This is a genomic window from Paraburkholderia sp. UCT2 (genome assembly GCF_014397665.1).
GTDB classification, from domain to species: domain Bacteria; phylum Pseudomonadota; class Gammaproteobacteria; order Burkholderiales; family Burkholderiaceae; genus Paraburkholderia; species Paraburkholderia tuberum.
Map to the genome: position 1 here is coordinate 96,888 of NZ_VZQO01000022.1, position 16,056 is coordinate 112,943.

Annotated in this window: 10 protein-coding genes; 7 read left to right on the forward strand and 3 right to left on the reverse strand. The window is 67.6% G+C overall.

The features are described 5' to 3' along the window. Positions 1-2: 2 nt before the first annotated feature. The 6 genes from bcsB (at position 3) to F6X39_RS19720 (ending at position 12,861) form a co-directional block, all read left to right on the forward strand. A complete protein-coding gene (gene bcsB, locus F6X39_RS19695) occupies positions 3-2,567 on the forward strand; it encodes a cellulose biosynthesis cyclic di-GMP-binding regulatory protein BcsB (protein ID WP_187617798.1) in 2,565 nt (854 codons plus the stop codon). Positions 2,568-2,586: 19 nt separating this feature from the next. Beyond that, the gene (bcsZ, locus tag F6X39_RS19700; protein WP_187617799.1) at positions 2,587-3,774 is read left to right on the forward strand and encodes a cellulose synthase complex periplasmic endoglucanase BcsZ; all 1,188 of its coding nucleotides are present in this window, start codon (positions 2,587-2,589) and stop codon (positions 3,772-3,774) included. Continuing rightward, positions 3,765-8,483, forward strand: coding sequence for a cellulose synthase subunit BcsC-related outer membrane protein (locus F6X39_RS19705; RefSeq protein WP_187617800.1), 4,719 nt, complete (start codon positions 3,765-3,767; stop codon positions 8,481-8,483). The genes bcsZ and F6X39_RS19705 overlap by 10 nt, the downstream gene beginning before the upstream one ends. A gap of 573 nt (positions 8,484-9,056) precedes the next feature. After that, positions 9,057-11,717 (forward strand): response regulator, encoded by a 2,661-nt coding sequence (locus F6X39_RS19710; protein ID WP_187617801.1) that lies wholly within the window; start codon positions 9,057-9,059, stop codon positions 11,715-11,717. A 395-nt stretch (positions 11,718-12,112) separates the two neighbouring features. Continuing rightward, on the forward strand, positions 12,113-12,439 hold the full coding sequence (locus tag F6X39_RS19715; protein ID WP_090806367.1) for a transposase: 327 nt from the start codon (positions 12,113-12,115) through the stop codon (positions 12,437-12,439). A gap of 155 nt (positions 12,440-12,594) precedes the next feature. Beyond that, positions 12,595-12,861, forward strand: a complete 267-nt coding sequence (locus F6X39_RS19720; RefSeq protein ID WP_184036397.1) for a hypothetical protein — start codon at positions 12,595-12,597, stop codon at positions 12,859-12,861. A gap of 28 nt (positions 12,862-12,889) precedes the next feature. On the opposite strand, the gene F6X39_RS19725 is transcribed toward F6X39_RS19720, so the two are convergent. From F6X39_RS19725 to F6X39_RS19735, 3 genes are read right to left on the reverse strand one after another with little or no spacing between them, the layout of a single operon-like run. Beyond that, a complete protein-coding gene (locus tag F6X39_RS19725) occupies positions 12,890-14,263 on the reverse strand; it encodes an ATP-binding protein (RefSeq protein ID WP_187617802.1) in 1,374 nt (457 codons plus the stop codon). Continuing rightward, positions 14,260-14,973 carry a response regulator gene (locus F6X39_RS19730; protein WP_187617803.1) on the reverse strand — a complete coding sequence of 238 codons (714 nt, stop codon included), beginning with the start codon at positions 14,971-14,973 and terminating at the stop codon, positions 14,260-14,262. The genes F6X39_RS19725 and F6X39_RS19730 overlap by 4 nt, the downstream gene beginning before the upstream one ends. A 27-nt stretch (positions 14,974-15,000) precedes the next feature. After that, positions 15,001-15,294, reverse strand: a complete 294-nt coding sequence (locus F6X39_RS19735) for an EF-hand domain-containing protein (RefSeq protein WP_187617804.1) — start codon at positions 15,292-15,294, stop codon at positions 15,001-15,003. A gap of 248 nt (positions 15,295-15,542) precedes the next feature. Here F6X39_RS19735 and F6X39_RS19740 point away from each other — a divergent pair, with 248 nt between their 5' ends. Then, entirely contained in the window at positions 15,543-15,833 is a 291-nt protein-coding gene (locus F6X39_RS19740; RefSeq protein WP_187617805.1) for a hypothetical protein, read from the forward strand. Positions 15,834-16,056 lie beyond the last annotated feature (223 nt).

Genomic DNA, 16,056 nt, shown 5'->3' on the forward strand with positions numbered 1-16,056 from the left:
CTATGGGCTACCGGATGGCCACGGACCATATCGAACGCCCGGCACACGGGCGCAACAGCATTGGACCCCAATCGCGCCTGTTTGCTTGTCACGGCTTGCGACACTCGCGGCGAATCATGCGCGGCGTCGCCTGCTGGCTCGCGCTGCAGACCGCGCTGGCGTCGTTCGTGCCGCTCGCTGAAGCGGCCACCCCTGCCGCCGCCGAAGCCAAACCGGCGTCGGACGCGGCGGCACCCGCCGGCGCGCCGCCAACCCCGCAAGTCGCGACCGGTGTCGGCAACGTGCCCGCGCCGAGCGCGGCGGTGCCGTTCGATCCGAACGCGATCGCCCAGGGCCAGCTCGCCACGCCGACGCCCGCGCTCGCGGCGGCGTCGGTGAAGGCGCTCGGCATGCGCACGCCGACCACCGCCGAGCCCGGCACGCTGGTGCCCGGAGGCCGCCGCCAGACGCTGACGTTCGCCGACTTCGGCGCGCTCGACCCGCTGCAATTGCGCGGCGTCGACGGACAGAACGGCATCGTGTTCTCGGTGCGCGGCGACGAGGTCGTGACCGGCGCGACGCTGCATCTGATCTACAGTTATTCGCCCGCGCTGTTGGCGAACCTGTCGCAGCTGAAGGTGCTGGTCAACGGCGAAGTCGCGGCGACCCTGCCGCTGCCGCACGAGCAGGCCGGCATGCTGGTCGCGCGCGAGATCACGATCGATCCGCGCTTCATCACCGACTTCAACCACCTGAACCTGCAGCTGATCGGCCACTACACGACGGCCTGCGAAGACCCCGCGAACTCGTCGCTGTGGGCGACGATCAGCAACGCGAGCTCGCTCGACCTGACCTACTCGTCACTCGCGACGAAAGCGGAGCTGGCCGCGCTGCCGCAGCCGTTTTTCGACCGCCGCGACGTGCGCCGCCTCGAGCTGCCGTTCGTGCTCGCGCAGAAGCCGGGCAACGGCACGCTCGAAGCCGCCGGCATCGTCGCGTCGTGGTTCGGCTCGCTCGCCGGCTACCGCGGCGCGGTGTTTCCCACCCAGCTCGACAACGCGCCGCTGTCGGGCAACGCGGTCGTGTTCGCGACCAGCGACCAGCATCCGGCCGGCGTGACGATTCCCGAGATCACCGGGCCGACCATCGCGGTGGTCGAGCGCGACGCGAACGCGCGCGGCAAGCTGCTGCTCGTGCTCGGCCGCAACGAGGCCGAGCTGAAGACCGCCGCGAAGTCGCTCGGGATCGGCCATAGCGCGCTGTCCGGCGCGAGCGCCACGATCACGTCGCTGAACGAAATTACGCCGCGCGTGCCGTACGACGCGCCGAACTGGCTGCCGACCGACCGCGCGGTGCGCTTCGGCGAGCTAGCCGATCCGAAAGACCTGACCGTGTTCGGCTACGACGCCGACGCGGTGCGCATCAACATGCGGGTGCCGCCCGATCTGTTCATGTGGCACACGCGCGGCGTGCCGATCGATCTGCGCTACCGCTACACGGTGCGGCCGGCGCGCGACCGCTCGTCGCTGAACATCAGCGTGAACAACGGCTTCGTGCAGGCGCTGCCGATTCCGGCGCGCCCTGTGTCGGTGTTCGACCTGAGCCGCTACTTCAACCTCATCATGCCCGACGGCACCGCCGACGCGCGCCGCAACATCCGCATCCCGCCGCTGCTGATGACGCCGCGCACACAGCTGCGGCTGCACTTCTACTACGACATCCCGAACACCGGCGAATGCGCGGGCCGCCTGCTGCAGAACGTGGTCGGCGCGATCGATCCGAACTCGACGATCGACCTGTCGTCGTTCCCGCACTACATGGCGCTGCCCGATCTGGCCGCGTTCGCCAACAGCGGCTTTCCGTTCACGCGGATGGCGGACCTCTCCGAGACCGCCGTCGTGCTGCCGGACGACCCGGACGCGAGCGACTACAGCCTGTATCTGCTGACGATGGGCCGGATGGGCGAATCGACCGGCTATCCGGTCTCCGGCGTGACCGTCGCTCATGCGGCCGACGTCGACCGCCTCGCCGACAAGGACCTGCTGGTGTTCGGCGCGCCTGGCAAGCAGCCGCTGTTGCAGCGCTGGTCGAAGTCGATGCCGTTCTCCAGCGACGGCGCCGCGCACACGTTCCAGCTCACCGACCTCGTGTTCAAGCTGCGGGACTGGTGGCACGGCGAGCGCGGCGTCGAGCGCACGCCCGCGCGTGCCGATCTGACGATGGTCAGCTCGAACGGCGCGGCGCTCCTAACCGGCTTCGAGTCGCCGCTGCAGCGAGGCCGCAGCGCGGTTGCGCTGATCAGCGCGGCCGGCCCGTCGGATGCCGATCTGTCCGCCGCGCTGCTCGACGCCGACGTGCTGCCGAAGATTCAAGGCGCGATGGCCGTGATCCATGGCCGCGCCGTCACCATCACGTCGAACGGCACCGCATACTACGTGGGCCGTCTGTCGCCGCAGGAGTATCTGCGCTGGGCACTGTCGTCGCATCCGCTGCTGCTGTTGCTCGGCGGCGTGCTCGCCGCGCTGATCATCGCGGCCTTGTGCTACCGGACGCTTCGCGCGATCGCCGCGCGTCGGCTGAAGGACTGATGGAACGGATATGACTCGAATGCGGTTTCGGATCAACAGAAGAACCTCTTTTGCGCTGGCGCTCGGTATCGGCATGACGGCGTCGGCCACTCTGGCGGGTTTGAGCGGCGCCGCTCAGGCCGCGCAGAACGGCGCTGCATGCGGCGACTGGGTCGCCTGGCAAAGCTTCGTGCAACGCTTCGTCCAGGCCGACGGCCGCGTGATCGATTACTCGACGCCGGCCCAGCAGACCACCTCGGAAGGCCAGTCCTACGCGCTCTTTTTCGCGCTGGTCGCCAACGACCGCGCGACCTTCGACAAGCTGCTCGGCTGGACCCGCGCGAATCTCGCGGGCAACCAGTTCGACGTCCAGAACCTGCGGCTGCCCGCATGGCAATGGGGCAAGAAGCCGGACGGCTCGTACGGCGTGCTCGATCCGAATTCGGCATCGGATTCCGACCTGTGGATCGCCTACGATCTGCTGCAGGCCGGCCGCCTGTGGCACAACCCCGCCTACACGCAACTGGGCCAGGCACTCGCCGAGCGCATCGCGCGCGACGAAGTCGCGAATCTATCTGGCCTCGGGCCGATGCTGCTGCCGGGGGCGCAGGGCTTCAGGAACGGCAACGTCACGCGTCTGAATCCGAGCTATCTGCCGCTGCCGGTGTTGCGCGCGCTCGCGCACGAGGTGCCGGACGGCCCGTGGGCCAAGCTCGCCGACAACGCTTATCAGTTCGTCAAAACCGTGTCGCCGCAAGGCTTCGCGCCTGACTGGGCGGCGTGGCAGAACGGTCGGTTCGTCGTCGATCCGAAGAACGGCGACGTCGGCAGCTACGATGCGATCCGCGTCTATCTGTGGGCCGGCCTCGCTTCGCCCGCCGATCCGCTCGCGAAGCCGTGGCTCGGCGCGCTCGGCGGCATGCTCGCGAAGGTCGCGCAGAACGGCTTCCCGCCGGAGAAGGTGTCGTCGACCACCGGCGCGTCGAGCGGCGAAGGCCCGCTCAGCTATTGGGGCGCGCTCGCGCCATACTTCAAGACGCTGGGCGACGAGCACGGACTCGGCCTCGCGCGCACGCGGCTCGCCGCGCTCGACGCCAACGTTCCGGGCCGTGAGCCGGTGTACTACGATCGTGTGTTGGGTCTGTTCGGCACGGGTTTCATCGATGGCCGCTATCGCTTCGATGAAGCCGGCGGTCTCGTGCCCGCCTGGAGGACCGCATGCGATTGAACGCCCTCGCCGGGTCGCTGCATATCGCGCTGCATATCGCGCTGTCCGCCGGCGCGGTCTTGTGCGCGGCCGCGGCCGCCCCCGATGCGCTCGCGCAGGCGAGCAAAGATCCGCTGACCGTGCTGATCGATCAGGGCAAGTACTGGCAGTCGCATCAGCGCGGCGACCTCGCCGAGCAGGCCTGGCAGAAGGTGCTCAGCATCGATCCGAAGCAGCCCGACGCCCTGTTCGGCATGGGCATGGTGCTGGCCGACCGGAAGGACGGCGCCGGCGCGCAGCAGTACCTCGCGCGGCTGAAGGCGGTCGCGCCGAATTATCCGAATCTCGATGAGCTCGGCCGCCGCCTCGGCGAAACGAGCCCGCGCGACCAGACCATCAGCGAGGCGCGCCGGCTCGCGCAAGCCGGTCAGAGCGCGAGCGCGGCGCAGGAGTATCAGCGCGCGCTGGCCGGCAAGCCCGCCACGCCCCAGTTGCAGCTCGAGTATTACCAGGCGCTGTCGGCGACGCCGCAGGGCTGGGACGAAGCACGCCGCGGCCTCGAACAGCTCGCCCACGACAACCCCAACGACCCGCGCTTCGCACTCGCGTACGCGCAGCATCTGACCTATCGCGACGTCACGCGGCGCGACGGTATCGCGCGGCTGCAAAAGCTCGCCGGCGACACCTCGGTCGGCGCGGCGGCGAAAAAGAGCTGGCGCCAGGCGCTGCTGTGGCTCGACGCGCGGCCCTCGGACGCCGCGCTGTACGAATCGTACTTCCAGACCGCCGGTGAAGATGCCGCCGTGAAGGCGCGCTTCGAATCGATGGTGCGGCAGGACAGCGCGGCGCGCGCCCGCGCGCAGGAAAACGCCGCCGCCGACGCGCGCGGCCGCGTGATCGCCGACGGCTTCGCCGCGCTCGACCGCGACGACCTCGTGAGCGCGCGCGCCAGGTTCTCGTCGGTACTCGCGAACAGTCCTAACGACACCGACGCGCTCGGCGGCATGGGCATCGCCGCGCTGAAGCAGGAGCGTTTCGCCGAGGCGCGCAACTACCTCGAGCGTGCCTCGCGCGGACCGAATCCGGCGCGCTGGAAAACCGCGCTCGACAGCGCGACCTACTGGACCTACACGAGCGAAGCGATCGGCGCGCGCAGCAATGGCGAGTTTGCGAAGGCGAAGGCACTGTTCGAGCGCGCGATCGCGCTGAATCCGTCCGACGTGACCGCCCAGGTGCAGCTCGGTGAAATGCTGCTCACGACCGGCGACCCGGCCGGCGCCGAGCAGGCATACCGGATGGCACTGCGCCGCCAGGCCGACAACCCGGACGCGATTCGCGGCCTCGTCGGCGCGCTCGCCGCGCAGGGCCGTGCCGACGAGGCGCTGCGGTTCGCCAATCAGCTGAACGCGCAGCAACGGGCGAAGGTCGGCGGCATCGACCGTTTGCGCGGCGACGCGCAGGCAGCGCAGGCGCGCGCGGCCGAAGCGCGCGGCGATCTCGGCAGCGCGCGCAGCCTGTTCGAAGACGCGCTGCTGAACAAGCCCGACGATCCGTGGCTGCGGCTCGACCTCGCGCGCATCTACGTGCGCCAGGGCGCGGTCGCGAATGCGCGCAGCATGATGGACGGTCTGCTCGCCACGCATCCGGACATGACCGATGCGCTGTACGCGAGCGCGCTGCTGTCGGCGGAAACGCAGGACTGGTCGACCGGTCTCGCGCAGCTCGACCGTATTGCGCCCGCACAGCGCACCGATGCGATGACGACGTTGCAGCATCGGCTGTGGGTGCATCGGCAGGCCGACCTCGCGACGCGCATGGCGAAGAACGGCCGGACGCAGCAGGCCATCGCGACGTTGCGCGCCGCCGAGCCGGTGGCCGGCAACAACCCCGAGCTGATCGGCGTGATCGCCGGCGCGTACCAGCAGGCCGGCGATCCGACCCGCGCGCTCGCACTCGTGCGTGGCGCGATGAGCGCGGCGCCCGGCAACACCGATCTGCTGCTGCAATACGCGAGCATTCTGTCCGCGGCCAACCAGCAGGCCGAGCTCGGCGCCGTGATGCGCCAGTTGCAAGGCATGCAACTGACGCCGCAGCAGCGCACTGACTTCAACAACCTGAATCTCGGCATCGTCATCCGACAAGCCGACGCGGTACGCCTGCGCGGCGATCTCGCGAGCGCCTACGAAGTGATCGCGCCGTGGCTCGCCGCGATGCCCGACAACCCCGACCTGCAGGCCGCGCTCGGCCGCATGTATGCGAGCGCGGGCGACGACCGCAACGCGCTCACGAGCTTCCGTGTCGCGCTGCAGCGCCGCCCCGACGATCTGAATCTGCTGCAGGCGGCGATCTCGGCTGCGGCCGGCGCGAAGCAGTTCAGCTACGCCGAAACCCTCGCGAACCAGGCGCTCGCCCTCGCGCCCAACGACCCGGGCGTGCTCGCGACCGTGGGGCGCATGTATCGCGCCCAGGGCAAGCTGTCGCTCGCGTCGACCTATCTGCAACGCTCGCTGGTCGCGGCCAATACGCCGCTGGCGGCGAACGCGCCCCGCAACGCAGGCACCAACGTGCCGCGCGGCTGGGAAGCGGCGATGAGCCAGATCGGCGCGACGCCGTTGCCGGGCACCAATCCGTTCGAAGGCAAAACGGCGATCGTCCCTTCGGGCGTCGCCGACAATGCCGCGCGTCCCGCGCTTCCGTTCCCGAATACGCAGTCTTCCTCGCCGACGCAGACCGTGCCGAACTATCCGCCGCCCCTTCAGCCCGCGCCGTATGTCGCGCCCTATACGGCGCCCGCCGCGACGCCTTATAACGCGCCCGCCGCACAGCCCGCGCCGGTCGCCGCACCGTACGGAGCGCCCCGCTCCGCCGCCGAGGTCGGCGGCTACGGACAGGAATCCAACGGATCGAGCCAGTCGGGCGCGCCGTTGCAGCCTTATCCGGGACAAGGCCAGGCGCCCGGGCAGCCGATGCCGCGGCAGCAGTACGACGCGGGCTATGCGCAGCCGCAGCCCTATGCGCAGCAGCAAGCGTATCCGCAGCCACAGCCTTACCCGCAGCAGCAAGCGTATCCGCAGCAACCGGCGTACGGGCAACCGGCGTACGGGCAGCAGCCCTACGGCGCGCAGGACGGCTATGCGGCCACACCGTGGCCTATGTCGCCGGCCGCGCGCGAGGCGCAAGCCAACGCCGCGTCGACGACGCCGCTGCCGCACGGATCGACACGCACGAGCACGCAGAAACGCGCAAAGAAGAGCACGGCGAAAACGAGCCAACCCGCGCCGGTCTACGCGCAGCCGCCGCCGCCGTATCCGCAGCAGCAGCAGGGCTACGCGCAGCCGTATCAGCCGTACCCGCCCCAACAGCCCTATCAACCGCAGCCTTACCCGAACCAGGGCTACTACGCGCAGCAGCCGTACATTCCGCAACCGCCGGCCGGCTACGCGCAGCCGTACTACCCGCCCGGCAGCAACGCGCAGAACAACCCGCAGTCGAACGTCGCGAACGCGCAGACGCTCGGCGTCGCCGAGGAGCTTGCGCAGGTCAATCGCGAGCAGTCGAGCACCGTGTCGGGCGGCCTGATCTTCCGCAATCGCGTCGGCGAGGACGGACTGTCGTCGCTCACCGACATCGAGGCGCCGATTCAGGGGCGTATCAAGGCGGGCAACGGTCACGTGGTCGTGACCGCGACCCCGGTCACGCTCGACGCAGGCACCGCGTCGAACAGCACGTCGACGCTCGCGCGCTTCGGCGCGGGGCTTTCGACCGCGTCGTCGAAATCGGCGGCGCAGAACGGCACCAACAACTACGGCAGCCAGACCGCGAGCGGTGTGGGCCTGTCCGTCGGCTATGACAGTCGCAGCATCAGCGGCGATATCGGCGTGACGCCGATCGGCTTGCGCGAGACCAACATCGTCGGTGGTGCGCAATACAACGGCGGCATCACCGACAAGGTCTCGTACTCGATCGCGGTCGCGCGACGCGCGGTGACGGACAGCCTGCTGTCGTACGCGGGCGCGCGCGATGCGGCCGCCGGCCTCGAATGGGGCGGCGTCACGTCGAACGGCGCGCTTGCCAGCCTCAGCTGGGACGACGGCACGAGCGGCCTGTACGTGAACGCGTCGTATCAGCACTACATGGGCACCAACGTGCCGAGCAACAACGCGATCAAGGGCGGCGGCGGTGTCTACACGCGTCTGCTGAAAGACGCCGACCAGACGCTGACGGTCGGCGTGAACACGACGATCATGGGCTACAACCGCAATCTGTCGTACTTCACTTACGGCCAGGGCGGCTACTTCAGTCCGCAGCAGTACGTGATCCTGAATCTGCCGGTCGAATGGTCGGGCCGCGCGGGCCTGTTTACATATGACGTGAAGGGTTCGATCGGCGTGCAGCATTATCGCGAGGATGCGTCGAACTACTTCCCGCTGAACGACGGCTCGACGCGGCAAGGCGACGCGGCGGCCGCTGCGCAATCCCTCGGCAACGGTCTGACCGCCGTCTACCCGGGTCAGAGCAAGACCGGCGTGTCATATTCGATCAGCGGCGTCGGTGAATATCAGCTCGCGCCGCAGCTCGCGGTCGGGGCGACCGCGTCGCTCGGCAATGCCTATGAATATCGCGAGTGGCTCGCGGCCGTGTACGTGCGCTACAGCTTCAACAAGCAGACCGGCTTGCAGCCGTTCCCGCCGGTGCCGTTGACGTCGCAGTATCTGTCGCTGTCCAACTGACGGACGCACTCGTTGGGTGAGGTCGCGGCTTGCATTCGATGAATCGCAAGCCTCGTCGCCCCCGCCCTCACTTTCGTTCGCACTCCATCGCATAGCGCCGGCCATGCTCGAGATAGCCGGCCTCGTGGCTGCTCGCGAGCTCGACGGCGGGTTTGGGGAGTGGATATCGTGTGATGTTTTCCTTCGCCATCGTACGGTGCGTTCCGTTGAACTTCGAAGCTCGCGCAGGAATCGGGGACGACAGCACGATTCGCACCTGACCGTGGGCACGACCACGCCCTACGCGAAGGTATCGAGCCACGCCTGAAATGCGGGCGCTTCTTCCGCTTTCGCCGCGCAGCAAATGCGCCTCGCGGTAAATGTTGCCCGCGCATCGAACGAGGTGCCAAATTGGTACGGTTTCGGACACAGGTGCTTACCCGGCAAAACCCCGAATAGCGTCTGCGATGCATCAACGATAAGGCGTTGTGCCCTACAATATTTGGGGTTCGCGAGGCTGCGCAACGCGCGCGAACCCTCGAAGCTTCGGTCAAGAGCCAATCATTTTCGACGTGATTTCACGTGGAGCGCTGCATGCCTTTTCCGGCACAAGACTGCGGCTGCGCTGGCTGGCGCGGCGAGATGGCGCGACGCATCAGCGAATTCGACTGGCGCGCCACCACCCTCGGCGCGATCGAAAACTGGCAGCGCAGTCTGACCTCGACGGTCCAGATGATGCTCGCCTCGCCCGTGCCGCTCGTGCTGTTGTGGGGCGAGCCCGGCTTCATGATCTACAACGACGCCTATGCGGTCTTCGCGGGCGGGCGGCATCCGTATCTGCTCGGCCGTCCGGTCGAAGACGGCTGGCCCGAAGTCGCCGATTTCAACCATCACGTGATGGTCACCTGCCTCGCGGGCGGCTCGCTGTCGTATCGCGACAAGGCGCTCATGCTGCTGCGCGACGGCAAGCCGGAAGACGTGTGGATGGATCTGTACTACAGCCCTGTCGCAGGCGACAGCGGCGCGCCGGCCGGTGTGCTCGCGATGGTCGTCGAGACCACCGGGCGCGTGCTGACCGAGCGGATGCGCCAGCAAGCCGAAACCGAATTGCACGAGACCAACGAACGCCTGCAGCTCGCTCTGAACACCGGCGCGGTGCTCGGCACCTGGGTGCTCGACGTGCGCACCGGCGAGGTCACGGGCGACGAACGCTTCGCGCGGACCTTCCTGTTTGCGCGCGACAAAGCGTCGAAGGGCGTCGCGCGCGATGCCGTGACGCAGATGATCCACCCCGACGACCAGGCGCTCAACGACCGCCTGACCGCCGAAGCGATCCGCAGCGGCGAGCCGTTTCGCGCCGAGTACCGCATCCGGCGGCCTGACGGCGGCTATATGTGGGTACAGGCGAACGGCCGCTGCCAGTTCGATCAACACGGCGAACCGACGCGCTTTCCGGGCGTGCTGATCGACATTCACGATCGCAAGATCGCCGAACAGCAGCTTCTTCAGTTGACCGAAACGCTCGAGCAGCGCGTCGCCGATTCGATCGCGGCGCGCACGCTCGCCGAGGAACAGCTGCGCCAGGCGCAGAAGATGGAAGCGATCGGCAGCCTGACGGGCGGCGTCGCGCACGACTTCAACAACGTACTGCAGGTGATCAACGGCAATCTGCAGATGCTCGCGGCCGACGCCGACGACGACCCGGTCACGCAGCGGCGTCTATCCGCCGCGACCGATGCCGTCAAACGCGGCGCGAAGCTCGCCGCGCATCTGCTCGCGTTCGCGCGGCGTCAGCCGCTGTCGCCGACCGTGCTGAATCCGCGCCGCCTGCTGACCGGCATGAGCGAGATGCTGCATCGCGCACTCGGCGAAACGGTGCGAATCGACACGGTGCTCAGCGACGATCTGTGGAACGTGCAGGTCGACCGCAACCAGCTCGAAAACGCGCTGCTCAATCTCGCGATCAATGCGCGCGACGCGATGCGCGCCGACGGCGTGCTGACCGTGCGCGCGACCAACCGTACGCTCGACGCCGCGTTCTGCCGCGGCAAGCCGGAGTTGTCGCCCGGCGAATACGTGGAGTTCTCGGTTGCCGACACCGGCTCGGGCATGCCGCCCGAAGTGCTGCAACGCGTGTTCGAGCCGTTCTTCACGACCAAACCCGACGGCCACGGCACCGGCCTTGGCCTGTCCATGGTGTTCGGCTTCGCGCGGCAAAGCGGCGGGCATGTGTCGATAGAAAGCGAAGTGGGACACGGCACCACGGTGTCGCTGTTCTTTCCGCGCTGCTGCGAGGCGGAGACGCCGGAGACCGTCGATGGCACCGCGGCACCGGTCGGCGGCGGCGAAACGATACTCGTCGTCGAGGACGATGCCGACGTGCGGCTAACCGCGGTCGAAATGCTCGCGCAGCTCGGCTACAAGGTGCTGACCGCGTCGAACGGCGACGCGGCGCTCGAATTCATCGACAGCGACGTGCCGATCGATCTGCTGTTCACCGACGTCGTGATACCCGGCAAGCTGAAGAGCGTCGAGCTCGCGCAACGCGCGGCCGCGCGCACGCCACCGCTGCCTACGCTGTTCACGTCGGGCTATACGCGCGACGAAATCGTCCACCACGGCAAGCTCGACGCCGGTATCACGCTGCTGTCGAAGCCGTACCGGCGCGACGATCTTGCCCGTCTGGTGCGTAACGTTCTACGCGCGGGCGCCGCGCGCGCGGACCACGCGGCCGGGATGCGCGAAGCGCGTATCGCCGCATGCGTGCCGCCCGCCGCGTACGAAAGCGCCAACACGTGCGCCACTGCGAAGGGCCCGCGGAAAGCGTCGAACAAAGAGCCGAAGAAAAAGCCGCACAAGCCGATCCAGCCGCGTGCGGCCCACGAAGCCGCGCGCGTGCTGTTCGTCGAGGACGACACCGAATCGCGCGAGGCGCTCGGCGAACTGCTCGGCGCGTTAGGCCTCGCCTGCACCGCGGTCGCGAGCGCGGAAGCAGCGTTGCCGCTCGCGAACACGCAACGCTACGACGTACTGTTGACCGACCTCACGCTGCCCGGCATGTCCGGCCACGAACTCGCGCGCGCGGTGCGGCGCGTGCAGCCGGAGATACGCGTGCTGCTGGTGTCGGGCTACGGTCGCAGCGCGGAAATCGGGGCGGCGATTCCGGGTGCACGGCTACTCGGCAAGCCGCTCGATATCGCGCAGTTGCGACACGAGTTCGCGCAATGGCTCGACCACACCGAAGCGGCGTCCTAAATGCTATGAGGGAGATCAGTGTCAGCTCCTTCAACGTGGTCGCGGTAATCCCCGGCGCGTCGCAGATGAAGGTCAGGAAAGCAACGCTAGGGCCTGTTCACGCTAATAACGGGCTTGCGAACGTGCCTTTGCGCGCGTAGTGCAAGGAGAGAGGAGCGCCGTTTGGCCGAGCCAAACAAGCGACGACCGACGCCGCAATACGGGCGCAAAGGCACGTTCCCCTGTATTAAAAAAACCTTCAAGGGGCTGGCCGTTATTAGCGTGAACAGGCCCTAGCATCATCGGACGCGAAGCAATCCGCGGTTCAGCGGGCCAAACCCCGCGTAAATCCGGAATTAGAAGGAACCGCCCAAACCGTAAGATCGACATAAACCGGTCAGTCAGGTGTTCGCGGCATGCTAGATCTTCCTCTTTCCGATGACGCCTGGGCGCGCATCAGTCATCTGTTCAAGCAGGACCCGAAGAAACGTCTGGGCCGGCCCGCGCGTCCTCCGCGCGAGATCCTGGACGCGATTCTGTGGGTCGTCACGCGCAACGAGAAATGGCATCGGCTGCCCGGCACGTTTCCGCCGTCGCAGACATGCTACATCAGGTGGCTGCAATGGCGCCGCACGGGCTTGATGAGCGCGATTCTCGACGAGCTCGGCCTGAGCGGCTGCGCGCTTGCATCGGCGTCTCGCGCGGATTCGGCGCCTCCGGCGGGGTCGACTGCCGACGCCTGAAATCGCGGCCTGGAATGGCATATATTGTTGGTAAGGATGAGTACCGCAACGGCGCGGCCCCGATCTGCATCAGCCGCGCGGGTGCGGGTATGATGCCGGGCGCGGTGCCCGCCGCACCCGCTTCCGATGCCGCATTTTTTGCCACGAGAACCATCATGCCTGCCCAACACGACGAAGCACCCGGCGCTCACGACACGACGGACAAGCCGAAGCGCAAGACGCTGTCCATGTCCGTGCGCAATCTCCTGATGGTCGCCATTGGCGTCGTGATGTTCACGATCGTGTCGGGCGTCGTGCTGTACAACCCGATCATGTACGGCGACGAGATCCCGAACTTCGGCATCATCCTGATGCTGACCGTGCCGGTCATCGCAGGCGTCGCGTTTCGGGTCGGGCTCGACGCGTGGCTCGATCGCGAGTGAGCGGCAAGAACGCCACGTCCTCATCCCATCATGCCGCCTCGACCGGCAATACGACCCACACTTCGAGGCCGCCGCCGTCGCGCGGATGAAACTGCAGGCCGCCGCCGTGCAGCCGCGCGATCCGATCGACGATCGACAGCCCCAGCCCCGTGCCGCCGCTATGCGCACGCGCATTGCGGCCGCGCTGGAACGGCGCCTTCAGCTTCTCCAACTCCTCCGCCGTCAAACCTTTACCGCGATCGCCGACCGCAACCGTGACCGCGTCCTGCGTCGCCCACGTGCGCACCGCAAGCCCGCTGCCGCCGTAGACGATCGCGTTCTGCATCAGATTCATCAGCAGCCGCATCATGCTGATCGGCCGATATCGAACGGCCGGCAAGCTGCCCAGCGACAGGTCGAACTCGTGCCCGAGCCCAGCGAAGTCGCCCGCGAGCCGTTCGATCAGCGCATTCAGATCGCCGGGCTGCGCTTCCTCGCGCTCGCCGCTGCCCGCGTAATCCATGAACTGCTGCAGAATCGTCTCGATCTGATCCAGATACGATTCGGCGGCGATGACGAAACTGCTGTCGGCCCCCTGCGGCATCGCCATCGCCATCGACAGGCGCAGCTTCGTCAACGGCGTGCGGATGTCGTGCGAGATGCCCGCGAGCATCAACGCGCGCGTCGCTTCGGCGTCCTGTAACGCGCGCGTCATCTGATTGAAAGCGCTGCCCACGGCGGCGATTTCGGCGGGGCCGTCGGTGGGCAGCGGCGCGGGCAGGTCGCCGGCGCTGACGCGCCGCGCCGCTTGCGTGAGCTCGTGCAATGGTTCGTTCAGGTGCAGCTGGATCGCGTAGCCGGCGAGCGCGGCGAGCACGCCGAGACCCAACGACAGGAAGATCGCCGCTTCGAGGCCGCTGCCCTGCGCGTCCTCGGGAACCGGCAGCGCGATCCAGTATGGCGCGCTGGCCAACGAACCGGCCGCGTGGTCGGACCCGGCAGCCGGCGCATGCATGCGAATCCACAGCCGCTGCGCGCCCTCGGTCTGCCACCGCACGGGCATATCGGCGGGCAGATGCTTCTGCAGGCTGTCGATGAAAACGCCGCGCTGATAGGTGCTGTACACCCGCAACAGATCGTGCGGCGGTGTGTCGGTCGCTTCGGGCGGCAACTGCTCGCGCGCGTCGAGACGCGCGGTCAGCGCCGCGCGCGAGGCGGGCGGAGTGGCCGCGAGCAGGTTGTCGAGCGTCGTCACGTAGGTCGCGAACACGGCCGCCGCGCGTTCGACGCGTGGCCGCTGCACGTAATGCAGCAGCACGACGATCGAGCAGATCTGGCTCAGCATCACGAGCGCGATCAACAGCGCGATATTGCGCGCGAGCAGCGTGCGCGGCAGCAGTGTGCGCGACAGTGAGCGCATCATGATTCGAGATCGGCGACGAGCATATAGCCGACGCCCCAGACGGTGCGAATGAAACGCGGCTTCGACGGATCGTCCTCGACGATCTGCCTCAGCCGCAGCACCTGTACGTCGATGCTGCGATCGAGCGCGTCATGGTCGCGCCCTCGCGCACGCGCGAGCAGGTTGTCGCGGCTCACCGCGCGATTCGGCGACGACGCGAGCGCGACCAGCAGCAGCATCTGCGCGGAATGAATCTCGAGCGGCTCGCCCGCGCGCGACAACTCCTGCTTGCCGATGTCGAGCGTGAAGTCGCCGAAACGCACGCACTGCGACGTCAGCGTGACGTCGCCCGCGGCCATCTTCTGGCGGCGCAGCAACGCATTGATTCGCGCCACCAGTTCGCGCGGCAGAAACGGTTTCGCGAGGTAGTCGTCGGCGCCGGTTTCGAGGCCGGTCACGCGATCGAGCGGATCGCCCTTCGCCGTCAACATCAGGATCGGCAAGGTCTGCCCTTGAGCGCGCAGCTTCGCGCAGATCTCGAGGCCGTCCTCTTCGCCGATCATCAGATCGAGTATCAGCAGGTCGAACGGCTCGCGCTCCAGGTAGCGATTCAGGCGCTTGCCGTCCTCGGCCGCGCGCACGTCGAAGCCATGACCGCGCAGAAAGCGCAGCAGCATGTTGCGCAATTCGGCTTCGTCGTCGAGCACGATGATCCTGGCGGGGCGTTCCATCCGAAAGCTCCTCGATAACCGAGCCGCTCAGTGTGCGGCCCCGCGTTCCTGCATGAATGCCTCGATCTGCGGGAGCGTGATGTAGCCGGCCTTCTGCGTGTCGATCTCGTCGAAATGACGCGCCAGCATCGGCATGCCGGCCGCTGCCTGGTCGCGGGTCAGCTTGCCGTCGTGGGTGGTGTTCGCGCTTGAAAAACGCGTTTGCAACTGCTGCTCCATGCGCTCCATCCGCTGCTGGCTGATACCTTGCGGCGCGGCGGCCTGAGCGAACGCGACGGTGGACGCGCAGCACAGCAGCACGGTGGCGAGCAACTTCTTCATGACTGACTCCTTCGGTTGGAACATCGACCGTCGCCTGCCTGGGGTGCCGCGAGCCGTTTCGATGACAGGCCGAATTGTTGGTCAGACGCCGCGCGATCGCAATTCGAGAATCATGTCGAATCATGTCACGGCGCCGGGTGCCGCTGCAGCTTGACATCGAATGAAATGAGTTCGCGGTTTCGTTTTGCGGGTCTGCTGCGTATCGTTCCGTCTGCCGTTCGTCGGCATTCACGTATCAGGAGTCCCAAATGACTATCCGTCTCGCCTGCGCCTCGACTTTCACCGCCATCGGTCTCGCCTGTTCTTCCGCTGCCTACGCGCGAGTCGTCGTGTATCTGCCCGCCGCCGTGGTCTACGCGCCACCGCCGCGGCCGGTCTACTACCCGGTGCCGGTCAATCCCGTGTACGTATCGGCACCGCCTGTCGCCGTGCCTGTGGCGGCCGCGACCATCGTCGCGGCGCCGCCCGCGCTCAACTATGCGGTGGTGCCCGCGCCGACGGTCAGCTATGCGCAACCGGTCGTGATCGCGCCGCGTTGAAAGCGCGCGCCGGGCCGTCGCGCGGGCGGTTTCGATCGCCCCGAGACCGACCCACGCCGTTGACTCAGCATAGGACACGCGCCTCGCGGGCACGCCTGGTGAATTCCCGTTGTCCCGTTGAAAGGTGGAGCGCCGCGTAAAGCTTGCATGGAGTTTGCCGATTCTTACCATCGCGCACCGCGCCAGGCGCGCGCCCGATGTGGCGCTCTGCGCCGGCACGGCT